Source organism: Shimia ponticola (assembly GCF_007995215.1).
GTDB classification, from domain to species: Bacteria; Pseudomonadota; Alphaproteobacteria; order Rhodobacterales; family Rhodobacteraceae; genus Shimia_B; species Shimia_B ponticola.
In genome coordinates this window covers 141,466-157,105 of the sequence record NZ_VCDK01000006.1, presented here as the reverse complement: position 1 = coordinate 157,105, position 15,640 = coordinate 141,466, and the positions used below count along the sequence as shown (strand labels likewise).

The window sequence follows — 15,640 nt, the reverse complement described above, 5'->3', positions numbered from 1 at the left end:
TCGATTGCCCTGCCTAAACTGAAAGGTCGTTTCAGGCTTTCCCTTCGGCGGCTTTCGTGGTGGCCTACGCCAAAAGCGACAAGGAGGCCTTCATGCGGCACGGCGGCAAGATCCTGATCGAATGTCTGAAAAATCTGGGCGCACGCCATGCCTTTGGCGTGCCTGGAGAAAGCTATCTGGCGGCGCTGGATGCGCTGCATGACACGGAAGGCACGCTAGACTTCACCCTGTGCCGGAACGAAGGCGGTGCAGCGTTCATGGCTGCTGCCTATGGCAAGCTGACCGGGACACCCGGTGTCTGTTTTGTCACGCGCGGACCGGGGGCGACCAATGCGTCCATCGGGGTACATACTGCCATGCAGGACAGCAGCCCCATGATCCTGTTTGTCGGTCAGGTCGGCACCGACATGATCGGACGCGAGGCGTTTCAGGAAATCGATTATCAGGCATTCTATGGGACGGTCGCCAAATGGGTGTGCCAGGTCGACGACATCGACCGTCTGCCGGAAGCCATCAGCCGGGCCTGGACAACCGCCCTATCGGGACGCCCCGGACCCGTGATCGTGGCATTGCCCGAGACAATGCTCAGTGCCGCATCGGATGTCCCAGCCATCAGCCGCCCCATTCAAATCGCTCGCCCGGCCCCGAATGCCGGAGCCGTCGCCGAGGCAGAGGCGCTGATAGCCTCGGCCAAGCGACCATTGATCATCATGGGCGGCGGGTCATGGACCGATCAAGGCAGCGCCGATCTGCAAGCCTTCGCAGAGGCATCCGACATCCCTGTTCTGGCCGGTTTCCGCTACATGGACCTTTATGACAATTTCAGCCCGACCTACGCAGGAGATGCCGGGGTTGGCATGAACCCAGCCACAAAAGAGCTGATCCGCGACGCCGATCTGATCATCGCACTTGGCATCCGATTTGGCGAAATGGTGGCGGACGGATACTCGCTGATGCAGGTGCCGGAGCCCACACAGCGCCTGATCCATGTCCACATCTCGGATCGCGAATTGGGTAAGGTCTACGTGCCGGATGTCGCCATCCATGCCGATGCAAATGCTTTTGCCGCAGCCCTGTCACCTGTCACTGGCTCTTGGAGCGATTGGCGGACCAAGGCGCGGGAAGGCTATGAGACAAGCCTGACCGCACCACCACAACCAAGTGCTGTCGATATGGGACAGGTCATGCAGCATTTGCGCGACGTGCTGCCGGGTGATGCGATCCTGACGAATGGCGCCGGAAACTTCGCGATCTGGCCCAGCCGCTTTTTCCCGTTTGGCCCGCGCAATCGGCTCTTGGCTCCGCAATCGGGAGCGATGGGATATGGCGTGCCTGCTGCCATTGCGGCAAAGGTCCATGATCCATCGCGCACGGTTGTCTGCTTTGCCGGGGATGGTGATTTTCAGATGAATTGCCCAGAACTCGGCACGGCAATGCAGGCTGGGGCCGAACCGATCATCCTGATCCTGAACAACGGCAGCTATGGCACAATCCGCATGCACCAAGAGAGACATTATCCTGAACGCGTCTCTGGGACCGAACTGAAAAACCCCGACTTTGCCGCGTTGGCCCGATCCTATGGCTTCCACGGCGAACGGGTCGAGACCACCGAGGATTTTGCGGCTGCGTTCGAACGTGCTTTGGCAAGCCCGACTGGGGCTGTGCTTGACCTGAACGTGTCTGTAGAAGCCCTGACCCCGCGCCAATCCCTGAGCGCGATCAAAGCTGCGGTTACACCTTGAAGCGAGACGCGGACGGGTCGGAGGCCCCGGTCAGTTGGCGAAGTCCGTGATGACAGCCGTTCCCGGTGCCGTGGGGCCATCCATGGCGCGCAATTCCGCGCTTGCCCCGCTCAGCGCGACTTCGCGTGCGACCATGGGGCTGATATCCACGTCGCCCCGGTCGATCATTCCTAGAAGGCGCGGATACTTCCACGATGGCATGCCGCGCGTGCCATAGACCGATAGCTGCTTGGTATAAATTGCACGCATATTGATCTCCATCATGCCATCACCGGATGGCATCCCGACATGGACGTGGCGTCCAAGGATTGCCAGACATTCGAGTGACGCGTTGGTGGTGACATCAATGCCCAAGGCCTCGATCGACACTTGCGCGCCGCCGCCGGTAATTTCGCGGATCGCGGTTGGCACGTCCTCTTTCAGGGCGTTGACGGTGGCGTCGGCTCCATGCCTGACCGCATGTTCCAGCTTTTCGTCCACGATATCGACAACCACGACACGACAGCCCAGCATTTTGGCCAACAGCAGCGCAGAGAGGCCAATCCCGCCTGTGCCGTGCACGGCGACCCACTCCCCTGCTCTCACATCTGCACGGTCCGTCAGGGCATGCCACGCCGTGGTCACCCGGCATCCCAAGCCAGCCGCCAAGGCTGGTGACATGGTGGCGGGCAGGTCCACGAGGTTATGGTCAAACGGAACTGCAACGTACTGTGCGTATGCGCCAGGCTGTCCAAATCCGGGGACGACCTGATCCGGACATGTGTTGGACACACCGGTCTGACAGGCGTGACAACTGCCACATCCCAGAATGAAGGGCGCGATCAAACGATCGCCCACCTTGTGCTTTGCCAATGGCCCTGCTTCGACCACGGTGCCGCAGTATTCGTGGCCCAGAATGGACCCTTCTTTCACCTTGGGGTGGCCGCCGACCCATCCGTGGTGATCAGACCGACAGACGCCGCAGGCAGCGACCTCTAGCACGACGCCATTGGCCGGGCATTCCGGGTCCGGAACCGTTTCGATAGAAAGGTCTTCGCGAAACCCTCTGACAACTGCTGCCCGCATGGCGTGTTCCCCGTATGAATGGTGCCTGCTTAGACCGGCCGTTCGCCTTTGACGGTCACGCGTCGGCCTTTCCGCTCTTCTGGCCAATAGTCCCAAATGGCGCGGTGCATGCAACACCGGTTGTCCCAAAATGCCATGTCGTTCAGCGACCAGCGGAACCTGATCTGATAGTTGATGTGTTCCGCGTGTTCGAAGAGCATTTTCAGGATCGCATCACTTTCATGGTCGGAGACACCCATGATCTTGGTCGTGAATGTCCGGTTCACAAAGAGCGATTTGCGCCCGGTTTCCGGGTGTGTCCTGACAATGGGATGCACCGCCTGCGGACAGTCGATTTCAGCATCCTTTTGCCCCCGGTCGCTATAGCGCCCTTTGTAGATGTGTTCCGAACTGTGCAGGGCCTCAAGCCCCTCCAACATCCGCTTTACAGGATCAGAGAGATCCTCGTAGGCGGCGTACATATCGCTGAACATCGTGTCGCCGCCGCACGGTGGCAGGATGTGGATTTGCAGCATAGTCCCCAAGGGGGGAGTCTCATCACACGACACGTCCGAATGCCAGAATTCACCATTCGCAACTTTGGAGTTCTTCGTGGCATGAATCTCGAATATCTCGGGGAACCCCTCCATCGTCGGAGCAGCCGGGTGCGCATGCAGCGGCCCAAAACGCTTGCCAAATTCGATATGCTGCGCAGGCGGAATTTCTTTCTGATCCTTGAAGAACAGCACCTGATAGGTGTGAAACGCGTCGCGGATTTCGGCAAACTGGTCATCCGGGACGGGCTGGCTCAGGTCGACGCCATACACCTCGGCCCCGAGATTGGGCGCAAAGGGGCGCGCCTCGATTGTGGTGTAGCTGTTGGTTTTGGGGGCGACCATCGTGACCTCGTGTTGGTAAGTCTGCGTTGCTGAAGCCCACGGTATTCGCAAATGAAATTTGATAAAAACGAAACTTTCTGCATAGTTTGATGAATGTATTTCACTCAAATCAGGGCGCGGAAGGTTTATCTGACATGAGCATTCGGGCATTGCGGACGCTGATCGCGATCTCCAGACACGGCAGTTTTCGCGCCGCCGCCGATAGCGAAAGCCTGACACCGTCAGCAATTAGTCATCAGATGAAGACGCTTGAGCAGGACCTGCAACTTGTCCTGTTTGATCGCACGGCCAAGTCGCCCGTTCTGACGCAAACGGGCCAACGCTTGGTCCAAGAAGCCGAACCCATTGTCACCGCTTATGACAACCTTGTTGAGCGTGTGGCGTCAGGTGATGCCGTGTCCGGTGATCTTGTGCTCGGAGCGGTGCCGACCACGCTCTCCGGGCTTGTGCCGCGCGCCTTGGCGAGCCTGAAAACAGATGCCCCAGGCATTCGGGTGCGCATCGTGCCCGGTCTGTCCAACCAACTGATGCTTCAACTGGAACGAAACCAGATTCACGCCGCCATCATCTCGCGACCTGATATCCTGCCACCGCAACTGCATTTTGCTGAAATCACGTCCGAAGACCTGGTGCTCTTGGCTGCACGCAAGGCAGAAGACTTATCCGCGCAGGACATGTTGCGGTCACAGCCGTTCATTCGCTTCACCCGGGACGCCGTTGTCGGGCGGCAAATCGAGGCATGGCTTCAACGGCAGGACATCACCGTGTCAGACGCGATGGAGCTTGGCGGGCTGGACGCTATCGCCAACATGGTCGCGCTGAACCTGGGCGTGTCAATTGTGCCGGAAAGCTGCCTTGCCGAACATCGGCATCTTGCCTTGCGAACTGTAGCGCTCGACGGACAGCCACCGAAGCGGGTGCTTGGATTGGCGACACCCAAGACATCGCCCAGAGAGGAGATGTTCAAGGCGGTCCAAATGGCCCTAAAGCGCGCGGTATGATCGTCAGACCAGCCACGCAATAGAAAAAGGGGGCCAAGCGGCCCCCTTCCGGTCAGTTCAACTTAGCGATCAGGCGTCGACGACGTCGGCCTCAATCGCTTTGGCGCCGTTGATCTCGATGCGGCGAGGCTTCAGCGCCTCTGGCACTTCGCGGACCAGATCAATGTGCAGCATGCCGTCCGTGTGCTCGGCACCAGAGACGCGGACATGATCGGCCAGATGGAAGCGACGCGAGAAGGCGCGCGTTGCAATACCGCGATGCAGGTATTTGCGTTCAGTGTCCTCGTCAGCCTTTTTGGCGGAGACGAAGAGCGCGTTTTCCTTCACCTCAACTTCGATTTCGTCGGACGAAAAGCCCGCGACGGCAATCGAAATGCGATAGGCATCATCTGCCGTTTTTTCGATGTTGTAGGGAGGGTAGCTTTGAGTGCCTGCATCGTTGGTCAGCACGCGATCCATGAGGTCTGCGATTTGATCAAATCCAACGGTGGCACGGTAAAGCGGTGCAAAATCAAGGGTACGCATAGGTCATCCTTTCCATAAGCGATGTACGTCTTGTCTGCCTTGCCCCAACTGGGCCCAAGGCGGTTCCAGAGCCTCTTGGCCTCCGGTGTAGCTGATGTGGGAAAGGTGATTTCAGGTTTCAAGGGGTGCGCGCACATCAAGATATGACGTCAAACGACAATGCGCCTCCTGACGAGAAACACCGCGCTTTCAGGGGGTTGCGCTACGGTCGGACGAATTTCGCACCGCCGGCTTGGCGGGCCGTGCCGCCAGATAATTTGCGGACTGATTGGCGCACCGGTGCGGGCGCTTGATACACACCTTTTCCTGCGTCCAGCGCGGATTGCAGCAATTCGATCTGTCCCTTCAGGCTGACGCCCAAGGCAACGGGCTGACCCTGCATCTGCGCCATCGCAGACACGACCGACGTGATCTGCGGCTGGCCTGCGCCGAACTGGAAGACCGGTGCACCGGACGAACCGAAATTGACGTCACACGACATCACGAGCACACCCATTTGCCGGGCCATCACACGACAGGTCTCCTGAAGGGACGGTGCCTCGGAACGATCGCGGGCATAGCTGACAACACCAACCGTGTCGCCTTTGCGCGTGCTAGGCGCGATGGGAAAGGGCGTGATGCGGCCATTGCGGATGGGGTGCGACAGTTCTAGCAAGGCGACATCATTACGGACTTCGGTCGCATTGGCCTTCTTGCCGAACACATACTCAGGATGCACCACGGCACGTCGCACGTCGCGGTAGGCCTCGGCACGGCCATTTCGCCAACCCGCGCGAAATTCGATCTGATCCGGGTTCACTTGCGCCCTGGTGCGCGAGTTGAACAGGCAATGCGCCGCCGTGAGGACGAGTTGCTCAGAGATCAGAGCCCCGGTGCAAAACCCAGTACCCGCAATATCCAGCCGCCCGACGGCCTGCCAATCCCGCGCAGCGTCGCCAGTTTGGAGCGCTTCCAACGCGGTGTCCTCGGCCCAGACGGCTGGGGCAAGCAACAGCAGGATGAGGTAAAACAGGCGCATGCGATCTCCTTTTCACCCTTCTACCATTGGCATGCGGCGAAACTTTGGCCGCGCAAATCAGTTTTGACGCGCAATTTCGCATCACCTCAGGCACAAAGCCTTCATGGACCCAATACTCTTAGTCAGTTCCCTATCCGTCGCAGACCTCGCCGCGTTCGGATTCATTGTCACGGTCTGGCTTGGCATCGGGTGGATCATTGAGCATCCATCAGCCAAGCGGCCATCCGTGTCGATCCTGATGAAGTCCTATCGCCGTGCGTGGATGGAGGCCTTTATTGACCGGCAGCCGCGCATCTTTGACGCGCAAATCCTTGGCACATTGAGGCAGGGCACGACATTCTTTGCCTCGACAAACGTGTTGGCCATTGGCGGCGCGATGGCCCTGATCGGGAATGCCAACCAATTGGACGGGCTGACCGAGGCCTTGCCAGGTGAGGCCAGCGCAGCCGCGCTCCGGGTCAAACTGCTCGCTGTCGTCTTTTTCCTTGCGACCGGGTTCCTCAAATTCGTCTGGGCGAGCAGGCTCTTTGGTTATTGTGCGGTCGTCATGGCCTCGGTTCCTAATGACCCCGAAGATGGGCGCGCCCGAATCTGGGCCTCTAAAGCGGCCGAAATCAACATCCGCGCCGCCATGAACTTTAACCGGGGCCTGCGCGCCACGTACTTTGCATTGGCGACTCTTGGCTGGTTGCTGGGGCCATGGGCGCTTGCGTCGGCGGCAATCCTCACATTTGGCGTTTTATGGCAGCGAGAATTTGCCAGCCTGTCCCAAACCATTTTGGCCAAGGATAGGCCGACACTCTGACCTGAGGTACATTCAACCCATGCGCGTCATTCCCCTCGCCCTACTACCCACCGTCGTGTTCGCAGATCCCGCGACTGTGGTCGACGCGCAAGCCACGATGGGCGCCAATGGCTCTGGCAGCGGAGCCACAACTTGGCGTTTTGACGTGACAGTGTCCCACCCCGATACGGGGTGGGACCACTACGCCGATGGTTGGGAAATCCGGATGATCGACGGTACGGTCCTTGGCACCCGTCCGCTGGCGCATCCGCATGTGAATGAGCAGCCTTTCACGCGCAGCCTGACTGGCGTTGTCATCCCCGAAGGTACGGACGAAATTCTGATATTTGTGCGCGACAATGTCAGCGGCTGGGCACCCGAACCGTTCCGGGTGACATTGCCGCAGAAGTAAGCCCTAGCGGCGGCCTTCGCGCACCCACGCGCCCACGATCAATACAGAAGCCAGCAACAGGAACGCCCATGCCGGGATCAGCGGATTAATCCGCACATCTGTCGTCACATAGGCCGCGCGGGGTGTTATTCCGAGCCATCCGCGCCCAGCCGCAGGACGACCTTCACGAATGGTGCGAATATCAGGCGCGCCGGCGGCAATGGGCTGAACACCTCCGCGCCGAGCGTCGACCAAAGGTGCCAAGGCCGACGCATCGGCGATGGTATCAACAAACTCGCGGGGGGCCGCCGGACCAAGGGCGATCACCGCATCAAAATCACCCTGAGCCAACCGGTATAGCCCAATCTCAGGACCTTCGACGATCGCTTCCCAACGCCCGGGCGACACCTGCTCCATCTGGACGTCTTGTGTCGTTCCATCCGGATTTGTGACAGTCACGGACCCGACCTCTTCGCCAAGCGTACGGCGGATGATGGTCATGGTCTGCCCCTCGGCAGTTGCGCTCAGCGCTTCTTCCTCAAGCTCGGGTTCTTTCATCATCCAATGGGCGAGACGGCGCAGCAATTCCAGTTGCGGTCCCCCACCTTCAAAACCCCGATCCCAGAGCCATGCATGATCTGAGGCCATGAGCGCCAGACGCCCCTGACCCACCCGATCAAGAACAAGCAAAGGCCGGTCGTCTATGCCTGACATCACGACGTCGCCGCCGTTCGGCGCAAGATCGATCAGACGGAACCAACGGCCCCAACCTTCGGCTGGCGCATATCGCTCAAGCCCTTCGGTCACGGGATGCCGCGCGCCCACATCGGTGATCTGAGGTGAGAAGCCTTCTTCGATCACACGGGCTGTGGGGGTCGCGGGGATGATGGTGCCCAGCGGAGACCGCGCGAGGCTGTCTGCGGTGGCAAAATCAGGCCCCGCTGCGATCAAAACCGCCCCGCCATCTTCGACATACTGGCGCACGTTATCGAGGTAGATGGACGGCAGGATGCCGCGTCGTTTGTAGCGGTCAAAAATGATCAGATCGAAATCTTCGATCTTTTCCAGAAACAGCTCGCGCGTCGGGAAAGAGATCAAAGACAGCTCCGACACCGGTACGCCGTCCTGCTTTTCCGGGGGGCGCAGAATCGTGAAATGAACCAAATCGACGCTGGCATCCGACTTCAGCAGATTGCGCCATGTGCGCTCTCCGGGGTGCGGTTCACCAGAGACCAACAACACGCGCAGACGGTCCCGCACACCATTGATCTGGACGATCGCGGTGTTGTTGCGGTCCGTCAGTTCCCCCTCGGCCAAGGGCGTCGAAAACTGCAACACATTCATACCACCGTGGGGCAGAACCAGTGGCACTTCAATGTCTTCGCCCGTGCGCACCTGAAAGGTCTGCGGCACGCCGCCGTCTATGGACACGTCGAGCGGTACAAGCCCCCCATCAGGAGCCGCGCCAATATCATCCACTCGAAGGGTTAGCGTGACCTCTTCGTCAAGGATGGCGAACGCTGGTGCGTTCCGCACGGAGAGCCGCCGATCCCAGTCGTCCGGCTGTCCGGTCAAGAGGACGTGCAGCGGCGCAGGCACGTTCAGCTCAGGCCCCAGATCGTGCGCGCGACCATCAGTAATCAGGAAAACACCTGCAACGCGGGCGATCGGTGCATCGGCCAATGCTTGCTGAATCGCGCCGGACAAGGCCGTTCCGGTATCACCTTCTCCATCAGCCAAACGGGTCACACGCAACTCTGCGCCCAAGGCTGTTACCTCGGCTTCAAGATCACTGAGGGCGGAAGCCGACTGCTGGCTCCGATCCGAAAGCGTTTGTGACGCCGTTTCATCGACAATGGCCAGCACGATATCCGACAATCCATCACGGTCTTCCTGCTGAAGCGATGGATTCGCGATGGCCCCAACAAGCGCAAGAACTGCGAGCCCGCGCAGCCACCAGCCAGACAGATGTCGCCAAGCGCCAAAGATGACGATCCCGATCCCGATTGCAAGCAGCGCCCACACAGCGATCCACGGCAAAAGCGGGTCAAAAACAACTGTTCCCGTCATTGGCCCAACCGATCCAAAAGAGCAGGCACATGGACCTGATCTGACTTATAGTTTCCAGTCAGCACATGCATGATGAGGTTTACGCCAAAGCGCAGCGAAATCTCGCGCTGGCGTTCTCCGGCAAAGCCGCGTCCAACGGGATATAGCCACGATCCATTGCGGTCGATGGCCCATGCGGCGGCCCAGTCATTTCCGCCAAGGACCACTGGGGTCACCCCGTCATTGAGATTGCGGAACGGCATGCCCTCGATCTGCTCGGCGTCGGCTGGCGGTGCTTCGACCCAGACTTCCGCTCCGGCGGCACGTCCCGGAAAGTCCTGCAACAGGTAGAACGCGCGCGTCAGAACATGGTCCTGCGGAATGGGCGCAAGCGGTGGAATATCAAGCGGAGCCGCCAGTTCGCGCAGCTTGCGCGACTCAGGGCTGTTAGCCCCAAAGCGCGACACCTCGGCATCGCGGGTATCGAAAAGGATCATTCCCCCGCCCCGCAGATAGCGGTTGAGCTTGACATAGGCTTCGGCGCTCGGCGTGGGCTGCGTGGCCGTCACGGGCCAGTACAAGAATGGGAAGAACGACAATTCGTCGGTTTCGATATTCACACCGATCGGGTCGGCAGGCTCGATCGCGGTCCGCTGGAACAGCGTCCGGCTGATGCCCCTCAATCCGGCGGCAGTGACGTCATCAACCTGCCTGTCACCCGTCACGACATGGGCCAGAACAACTTCGGCCGTCGCGGCAAGCGCCAGCGCGTCGATACGATCTTGGTCGGATGACACCGTCTGCGCCTCAGCCGGTTGCGCGAAAACCAGCGCGGCCAAAACGAGCGCAGCGGTTTGAGCACGGGGTCCACTCAACCGTCCAGACAAGAACAGCGATGCAAAGACGTCCACGAGCAGCAGGACCAGACCGAAAGCCAAAGCGTATCCTTTCAAGGGGGTTTCACGATCCACCGCCAAACCTTCGACCGGGATGCGCGCCGGCCAGACCTGCCGCGCCAAGGCGGTGTCGCGTGCCACGGCATTGACCGCCAGAGCGCGGTCATCACCCGCATAAAGGCCAGGAATCAGGTCAGAGCCTGCCACCCCACCAGCCAAGGTCTCACCCGGGATTCCGGCGCTGGTCCCGGCGGGGACCAACTCGCCAAAACCATCGAGTTGGACCTGCGGGACCCAAGTCGTGCCTTCCAGATCCTCGGCAGAGGGTTGAGCAGACCGATTGGCAACCGCCAGCCTTTCAAGCATCGCCACAAAAAGACCAGACAGCGGGACAGACGACCATTCGGCGTTAGCCGTGACATGGAACAACACTACCTGCCCGTCCCCCACCCGCTTGCGTGTCACGAGGGGGGTGCCATCCGTCAGCGCCGCAATCGTGCGCTCCGATAATGTCGGGTCAGGCTCGGCCATCACCTGCGCCGTGACAGCCACGTCCTGCGGAACAGGCAAGCCGAAGAAAGGGGACTCCGGGCCGAATTCACGGATGGTCTTGGGTTCTCCCCAACTCATCGCGCCACCGACACTTCGCCCGCCAACGCGCAGGCGCACGGGCAAAAGTGGGTCTTCCGCACCGCGTCCGACCTCAGCCGCCGCCAGCCGCGTGCCCGCAAAGCGCAAGAGCATGCCGCCATCGTTCACCCATTCCAGCACATCCGCGCTTTCCGGCACTTGGGTCACATCGGCAAGAATAATCACGTCTGGATTGGCCAAGAGGATATCCGACATCGCGCCATCAATCAGGTCAGCTGTGGGGACAAGTGCCTGTTCGAGGAAGTGCAAAGGCGACAAGAGCTCCAGCCCCTCTCGGTCTTCGCGTCCTGCAATCAAGGCGACTTCGCGACGTTTTAATCCGTCATCAGTCAACGTCACTGCTCCAGCAGACCGCGCACCGCCAATGGACAATCGTGTCACGCGGTTCCGCAATTCAGGCGGCAGGCTCAGTTGACCTTCGGCTGTGGTGTCGCCTTCTGCAAAATCCAATGTCAGACCAGCGAGCGCGCGATCGACACCTGACGGGTCTCGACCATAGGCGCTTACGCTGATTTCAGTCTCTGCGCCGGGGTCGCGGCGTAGAGCCGTCACTGCAACGGCCCCATCTACGAATTCAACCGGCTGCAAGGCATAGAGCGGACGCGCGCTTTCGAAAACTGTGACATCACCCTTGGCTTCAAGCTCAGTCAGCACGTCTGCGCGCACATCACGTTGCAAACCATCCGACATCCAGAAGGTGTCGAAATCATCGAGATCAGCAATGCGCGTCAGAAACGTGGTGTGGGCGTCTGCGTTCGGTTGCCATGGTTGCGGCGCAAAACCGGGCAAACGACTGCGCCACGCATCCGCCGCCAAGAACTCGATAGCGTCGCTGCGATCATCGGTCAGTGATACCATCGCTACAGTCCGGCCATCACGCGCTGCCTCGGCCAGAAGTGCATCAACGCGTTCCATCCGCGCCGACCAATCCGCCGCTTCGCCCCAGCTTCCATCGAGAAGAACAAGAAGAGGCCCTGTGCCCGGCTGGCGATCTTGCGGGTTCAGAACCGGCCCAGCAAAGCCAATGATCGCGGCAGCAACCGCCAACATCCTGAGCAAGAGCAACCACCACGGCGTGCGGTCGGTCTGTGTTTCGTCATCCGTAAGGCCCAGTAATAAAGCGACCCCGGGAAAGCGGCGCCGGATCGGTGCAGGCGGCACCGCACGCAGGATCAGCCACAGTATTGGCAAGGCCGCGAGGGCCACCAGCAGCCATGGAGCCGCGAACCCGACAGGACCGATTGACCACATCAGACCCGCTCCATCGCGCCAAAGAGCCACAGAAGCGCGGCGTGCGCGCTGTCATTTGTGTGATGAACATCGAACTGCCACCCAGCGGCGCGTGCCCAGCCCTGCAGCAGGTCTTTGCGATCCGCGAGCCGTTCCAGATATCGACCTCGCAGGTCACCGGCTTTCAGTGTCTCATGCGATACTCGCCCAGCCATCGACTCAAAGATCGTGCGCCCGTCATAGGGAAAGGCTTCTTCCTCGGGGTCGAGCACCATCAAAAGCGCACCGCCAACGCCGCGATCTGCGGCTTTGGCCAAGGCGGCTTCAACCGGGGCTGGGTCGCCCATGAAATCCGAGATGAACAATGCGCGCGAATGCGGCAGCATCCCCCGCGCCTCGGGTTCACCAAAGTCATCGCCGGTGTCTGTCAGTAGCGCGGAGGCAAGCCGTTCGATCTGGGCCTCGCCCGCACGTGGCGGCAATATAAAACCGGTGAGACCAACGCGCTCGCCCCCTCGGATCAATAGGATGGCCGCGGCAAGCCCAAGAACCCGCGCCCGCGCAAGCTTGGTGTCGTGGTCTCCTGAGGTGAAACCCATCGACGCCGCCTGATCTATCCAAAGGATGACCGATTGGGCGATTTGCCATTCGCGTTCGCGCACGAACTGCTCATCGCCGCGCGCCGAGCGTCGCCAGTCGATCCGTCGGAGCGGGTCGCCCGGTTGCGCCGGTCGAAATTGCCAGAAGGCATCGCCCATGCCCGCTGCGCGACGCCCGTGATCCCCAAGCAAAACGGTCGAAGCAAGATGCTCTGCCGCAGCCAGAAGGTCAGGGAACGGCGCCGATAGCCCTTCGGCCTCGGCACGCAAATGCGCGGGGGTTTGGATCACGCGGCCGCCTCGCTCCGGGTAACACCAGCGGTGACGTCGTCAATAATGGCACCCAGATCCGCGCCACGCGCGCGGGCTGCGAAAGACAACGCCATCCGGTGGCTGAGCACTGGACGGGCCATGGCAATCACGTCCTCCGCACTCGGCGCGAGGCGACCATGTAGCAATGCCTGCGCACGAACAGTGAGCATCAAGGCCTGCGCGGCCCGTGGCCCGGGGCCCCAGCTCACGTTATCGCGCACGATTTGCGGTGCGTCTGGTTCGGCCGGGCGGAAGGCGCGCACGAGATCAAGGATCATGTCCACAACGGCGTCCCCGACCGGCATGCGACGGACCAAAGTTTGCGCGGCCAGCAATTCGTCCGCCGTGAACACAGCCGATGACTCCGCCTCGTTCACACCTGTTGTAGCGATCAGGATGTCGCGTTCGGTGTCGCGGTCCGGATAAGGCACATCAATCTGAACGAGGAAGCGGTCCAGCTGCGCCTCTGGCAGTGGATAGGTGCCCTCCTGCTCCAGCGGGTTCTGCGTTGCCAAGACGTGAAACGGGACACCCAACGCGCGGCTTTCGCCGGCCACGGTCACCGATTTTTCCTGCATCGCCTGCAGCAGCGCCGATTGCGTCCGCGGCGAGGCACGGTTGATTTCGTCAGCCATCAACAGCTGGCAGAAGACCGGGCCTTCAATGAACCGGAACGCACGGCTGCCGTCATTAGCTGTCTCAAGCACCTCTGAACCAAGAATATCCGCTGGCATGAGGTCTGGCGTGAACTGTACGCGGTTGCCATTCAGCCCCATCACTACCGACAACGTGTCGACCAGCCGCGTTTTGCCGAGACCCGGCAAACCGATCAGCAAGGCATGTCCTCCTGACACGAGCGACGCCAGAACAAGTTCGACCACGCGGTCTTGTCCGATAAAGCGCGCGCCAATCGACTGCTTGGCGGCAATCAGCTTTTCGCCCAGCGCCTCAATGTCGGCAACAAGATCGGTGGTGGCCTCGGAAAGCTCGGGCATGACAAACTCCGCGTCGTTCATATATCGATCAACGTAACCTTTCAGGGCAGGATGGCAAAAACAATGACAGCCGAAAACATCACGACCCCGTCAGCAGAGAGCCTCGCGGCTTCAGTGCGGGCGGCGAGCCCAAAGAAAGGGCATCCTCCGGTTCACCTGTGGAATCCACCGTTCTGTGGCGATCTTGATATGCGCATTGCACGCGACGGGACGTGGTTTTACCTCGGCACCCCAATTGGCCGTCCGGGGCTGGTCAAACTGTTCTCGTCGATCCTGCGCAAGGACGGCGACAAGTATTTTCTGGTCACGCCGGTTGAGAAGGTCGGGATCACCGTGGATGACGCCCCCTTTGTCGCGCTGGACTTTGAAGTCCACGGGGAAGGCGCCGAGCAGAAGCTGACGTTTCACACCCATGTTGATGACGCCGCAACAGCCGGAGAAGAGCACCCGATCCGCGTTGTGCGCGACCCCGAGACAGGGGAGCCGTCGCCCTACATCCTGATGCGTGCCAATCTTGAGGCATTGATCGACCGCAAAAGCTTTTACCGGCTGGTCGATATCGGCACGGTCGAACCGCACGACGGCACTGACTGGTTCGGCGTTTGGTCTGGCGGTGTGTTCTTTCCGATCATCCCTGCGGATGAGCTGGACCAAGCCTGATTGACGTACTCTGCGGGGCGTGATCGAACGCTGTGGCTTGCCAATAAGACCGGACACCTTCCATGCCCAAGTTTGCTGCCAACCTGACATGGCTCTTTACCGACCGTCCCATGATCGAACGTGTCGGCGCGGCCGCCGAGGCCGGGTTCACGGGTGTGGAGGTTCTCTTTCCCTACGATCTCAATGCGCAGGAATTGCGGGATGAAGTAGCTCTGCACGGTCTGGAGATGGTGCTGATCAACAGTCCGCCGCCGAACTACACCGGCGGGGAACAGGGCTGGGCCGCCGTGCCAGAGCAACTGGCACGGTTCCGCAAGGATTTCGAGCGCGTGCTGCGCTATGCCAGTGTGCTGAAGCCCCAGATGCTGCACATCATGTCAGGCGTAGCCGAGGGCCCCGAAGCTGAGGCCTGCTTCATCGAGAACCTCAAATGGGCCGCCGATCACGCCCAAGGTTTCCCATTGACGATTGAGGTGATCAATCGCGGGACCATGCCCGGCTATTTTCTGCATGACTACGATCAGGCTGCGCACATTCTCGATGCGGTCAATGCACCAAACCTTGGCCTGCAACTCGATACGTTCCACGCCCATCAGATCACCGGTGACGTGACCGCAACCTGGGAGGCACACGGCGCGCGTGTCACGCATATTCAGGTTGGTAATGGTGACGACAGGCACGAACCCGGGAGCGAGCCATTTGACCACCCAGCGTTTTTCGAGATGCTTGACGCCGTTGGCTACAAAGGCTGGATCGCAGGCGAATACAAACCTGCGGGCCAGACAGAAGATGGCCTTGCTTGGATGAAGTAACGACACGACGGTGCGTGAAATCACGGCACCTA

14 protein-coding genes are annotated in these 15,640 nt (G+C 60.4%); 6 read left to right on the top strand and 8 right to left on the bottom strand.

Going from position 1 to position 15,640, the window contains the following annotated elements; genetic code table 11:
- Nucleotides 1–92 precede the first annotated feature (92 nt).
- Complete coding sequence (locus tag FE702_RS14290) at nucleotides 93–1,742, top strand: thiamine pyrophosphate-binding protein (protein ID WP_147127002.1); 1,650 nt, start codon at nucleotides 93–95, stop codon at nucleotides 1,740–1,742.
- Nucleotides 1,743–1,772: 30 nt separating this feature from the next.
- On the opposite strand, the gene FE702_RS14285 is transcribed toward FE702_RS14290, so the two are convergent.
- Entirely contained in the window at nucleotides 1,773–2,807 is a 1,035-nt protein-coding gene (locus tag FE702_RS14285) for a zinc-binding dehydrogenase (protein ID WP_147127001.1), read from the bottom strand.
- Between the two features lie 29 nt (nucleotides 2,808–2,836).
- Nucleotides 2,837–3,685 (bottom strand): TauD/TfdA dioxygenase family protein, encoded by an 849-nt coding sequence (locus FE702_RS14280; RefSeq protein WP_147127000.1) that lies wholly within the window; start codon nucleotides 3,683–3,685, stop codon nucleotides 2,837–2,839.
- A gap of 134 nt (nucleotides 3,686–3,819) precedes the next feature.
- Between FE702_RS14280 and FE702_RS14275 the strand changes: the two genes are divergently transcribed.
- On the top strand, nucleotides 3,820–4,686 hold the full coding sequence (locus tag FE702_RS14275) for a LysR substrate-binding domain-containing protein (protein ID WP_186827099.1): 867 nt from the start codon (nucleotides 3,820–3,822) through the stop codon (nucleotides 4,684–4,686).
- A 69-nt stretch (nucleotides 4,687–4,755) separates the two neighbouring features.
- Here the strand turns inward: FE702_RS14275 and FE702_RS14270 are convergent, their stop codons facing one another.
- Entirely contained in the window at nucleotides 4,756–5,211 is a 456-nt protein-coding gene (locus FE702_RS14270; protein ID WP_147126998.1) for an Hsp20 family protein, read from the bottom strand.
- Nucleotides 5,212–5,413: 202 nt separating this feature from the next.
- Nucleotides 5,414–6,229 carry a trypsin-like serine peptidase gene (locus tag FE702_RS14265; protein ID WP_147126997.1) on the bottom strand — a complete coding sequence of 272 codons (816 nt, stop codon included), beginning with the start codon at nucleotides 6,227–6,229 and terminating at the stop codon, nucleotides 5,414–5,416.
- A 103-nt stretch (nucleotides 6,230–6,332) separates the two neighbouring features.
- On the opposite strand from FE702_RS14265, the gene FE702_RS14260 reads away from it, so the two are divergent.
- Together FE702_RS14260 and FE702_RS14255 are read left to right on the top strand one after the other, a co-directional pair.
- Entirely contained in the window at nucleotides 6,333–7,034 is a 702-nt protein-coding gene (locus FE702_RS14260) for a DUF599 domain-containing protein (RefSeq protein WP_147126996.1), read from the top strand.
- Nucleotides 7,035–7,053: 19 nt separating this feature from the next.
- A complete protein-coding gene (locus tag FE702_RS14255) occupies nucleotides 7,054–7,425 on the top strand; it encodes a hypothetical protein (RefSeq protein ID WP_147126995.1) in 372 nt (123 codons plus the stop codon).
- Between the two features lie 3 nt (nucleotides 7,426–7,428).
- Here the strand turns inward: FE702_RS14255 and FE702_RS14250 are convergent, their stop codons facing one another.
- The 4 genes from FE702_RS14250 to FE702_RS14235 are packed head-to-tail and all read right to left on the bottom strand — an operon-like array spanning nucleotide 7,429 to nucleotide 14,157.
- On the bottom strand, nucleotides 7,429–9,474 hold the full coding sequence (locus FE702_RS14250) for a hypothetical protein (RefSeq protein ID WP_147126994.1): 2,046 nt from the start codon (nucleotides 9,472–9,474) through the stop codon (nucleotides 7,429–7,431).
- Nucleotides 9,471–12,251: a DUF4159 domain-containing protein gene (locus tag FE702_RS14245; RefSeq protein WP_147126993.1), complete on the bottom strand. Its 2,781-nt coding sequence runs from the start codon at nucleotides 12,249–12,251 to the stop codon at nucleotides 9,471–9,473. Before FE702_RS14245 ends, FE702_RS14250 begins: the two co-directional genes overlap by 4 nt.
- Complete coding sequence (locus FE702_RS14240) at nucleotides 12,251–13,117, bottom strand: DUF58 domain-containing protein (RefSeq protein WP_430303252.1); 867 nt, start codon at nucleotides 13,115–13,117, stop codon at nucleotides 12,251–12,253. The genes FE702_RS14245 and FE702_RS14240 overlap by 1 nt, the downstream gene beginning before the upstream one ends.
- Nucleotides 13,117–14,157, bottom strand: coding sequence for an AAA family ATPase (locus tag FE702_RS14235; protein WP_255449699.1), 1,041 nt, complete (start codon nucleotides 14,155–14,157; stop codon nucleotides 13,117–13,119). Before FE702_RS14235 ends, FE702_RS14240 begins: the two co-directional genes overlap by 1 nt.
- 42 nt (nucleotides 14,158–14,199) lie before the next feature.
- Between FE702_RS14235 and FE702_RS14230 the strand changes: the two genes are divergently transcribed.
- Nucleotides 14,200–14,796 carry a DUF1285 domain-containing protein gene (locus FE702_RS14230; protein WP_147126991.1) on the top strand — a complete coding sequence of 199 codons (597 nt, stop codon included), beginning with the start codon at nucleotides 14,200–14,202 and terminating at the stop codon, nucleotides 14,794–14,796.
- Between the two features lie 62 nt (nucleotides 14,797–14,858).
- Complete coding sequence (locus tag FE702_RS14225) at nucleotides 14,859–15,608, top strand: hydroxypyruvate isomerase family protein (protein ID WP_147126990.1); 750 nt, start codon at nucleotides 14,859–14,861, stop codon at nucleotides 15,606–15,608.
- Nucleotides 15,609–15,640 lie beyond the last annotated feature (32 nt).

What these genes read in the sequence shown, in the direction of transcription:
- FE702_RS14290 (WP_147127002.1), top strand. Translation starts at nt 93, where the DNA reads ATGCGGCACGGCGGCAAGATCCTGATCGAATGTCTGAAAAATCTGGGC.
- FE702_RS14285 (WP_147127001.1), bottom strand. Translation starts at nt 2,807, where the DNA reads ATGCGGGCAGCAGTTGTCAGAGGGTTTCGCGAAGACCTTTCTATCGAA.
- FE702_RS14280 (WP_147127000.1), bottom strand. Translation starts at nt 3,685, where the DNA reads ATGGTCGCCCCCAAAACCAACAGCTACACCACAATCGAGGCGCGCCCC.
- FE702_RS14275 (WP_186827099.1), top strand. Translation starts at nt 3,820, where the DNA reads ATGAGCATTCGGGCATTGCGGACGCTGATCGCGATCTCCAGACACGGC.
- FE702_RS14270 (WP_147126998.1), bottom strand. Translation starts at nt 5,211, where the DNA reads ATGCGTACCCTTGATTTTGCACCGCTTTACCGTGCCACCGTTGGATTT.
- FE702_RS14265 (WP_147126997.1), bottom strand. Translation starts at nt 6,229, where the DNA reads ATGCGCCTGTTTTACCTCATCCTGCTGTTGCTTGCCCCAGCCGTCTGG.
- FE702_RS14260 (WP_147126996.1), top strand. Translation starts at nt 6,333, where the DNA reads ATGGACCCAATACTCTTAGTCAGTTCCCTATCCGTCGCAGACCTCGCC.
- FE702_RS14255 (WP_147126995.1), top strand. Translation starts at nt 7,054, where the DNA reads ATGCGCGTCATTCCCCTCGCCCTACTACCCACCGTCGTGTTCGCAGAT.
- FE702_RS14250 (WP_147126994.1), bottom strand. Translation starts at nt 9,474, where the DNA reads ATGACGGGAACAGTTGTTTTTGACCCGCTTTTGCCGTGGATCGCTGTG.
- FE702_RS14245 (WP_147126993.1), bottom strand. Translation starts at nt 12,251, where the DNA reads ATGTGGTCAATCGGTCCTGTCGGGTTCGCGGCTCCATGGCTGCTGGTG.
- FE702_RS14235 (WP_255449699.1), bottom strand. Translation starts at nt 14,157, where the DNA reads ATGAACGACGCGGAGTTTGTCATGCCCGAGCTTTCCGAGGCCACCACC.
- FE702_RS14230 (WP_147126991.1), top strand. Translation starts at nt 14,200, where the DNA reads ATGACAGCCGAAAACATCACGACCCCGTCAGCAGAGAGCCTCGCGGCT.
- FE702_RS14225 (WP_147126990.1), top strand. Translation starts at nt 14,859, where the DNA reads ATGCCCAAGTTTGCTGCCAACCTGACATGGCTCTTTACCGACCGTCCC.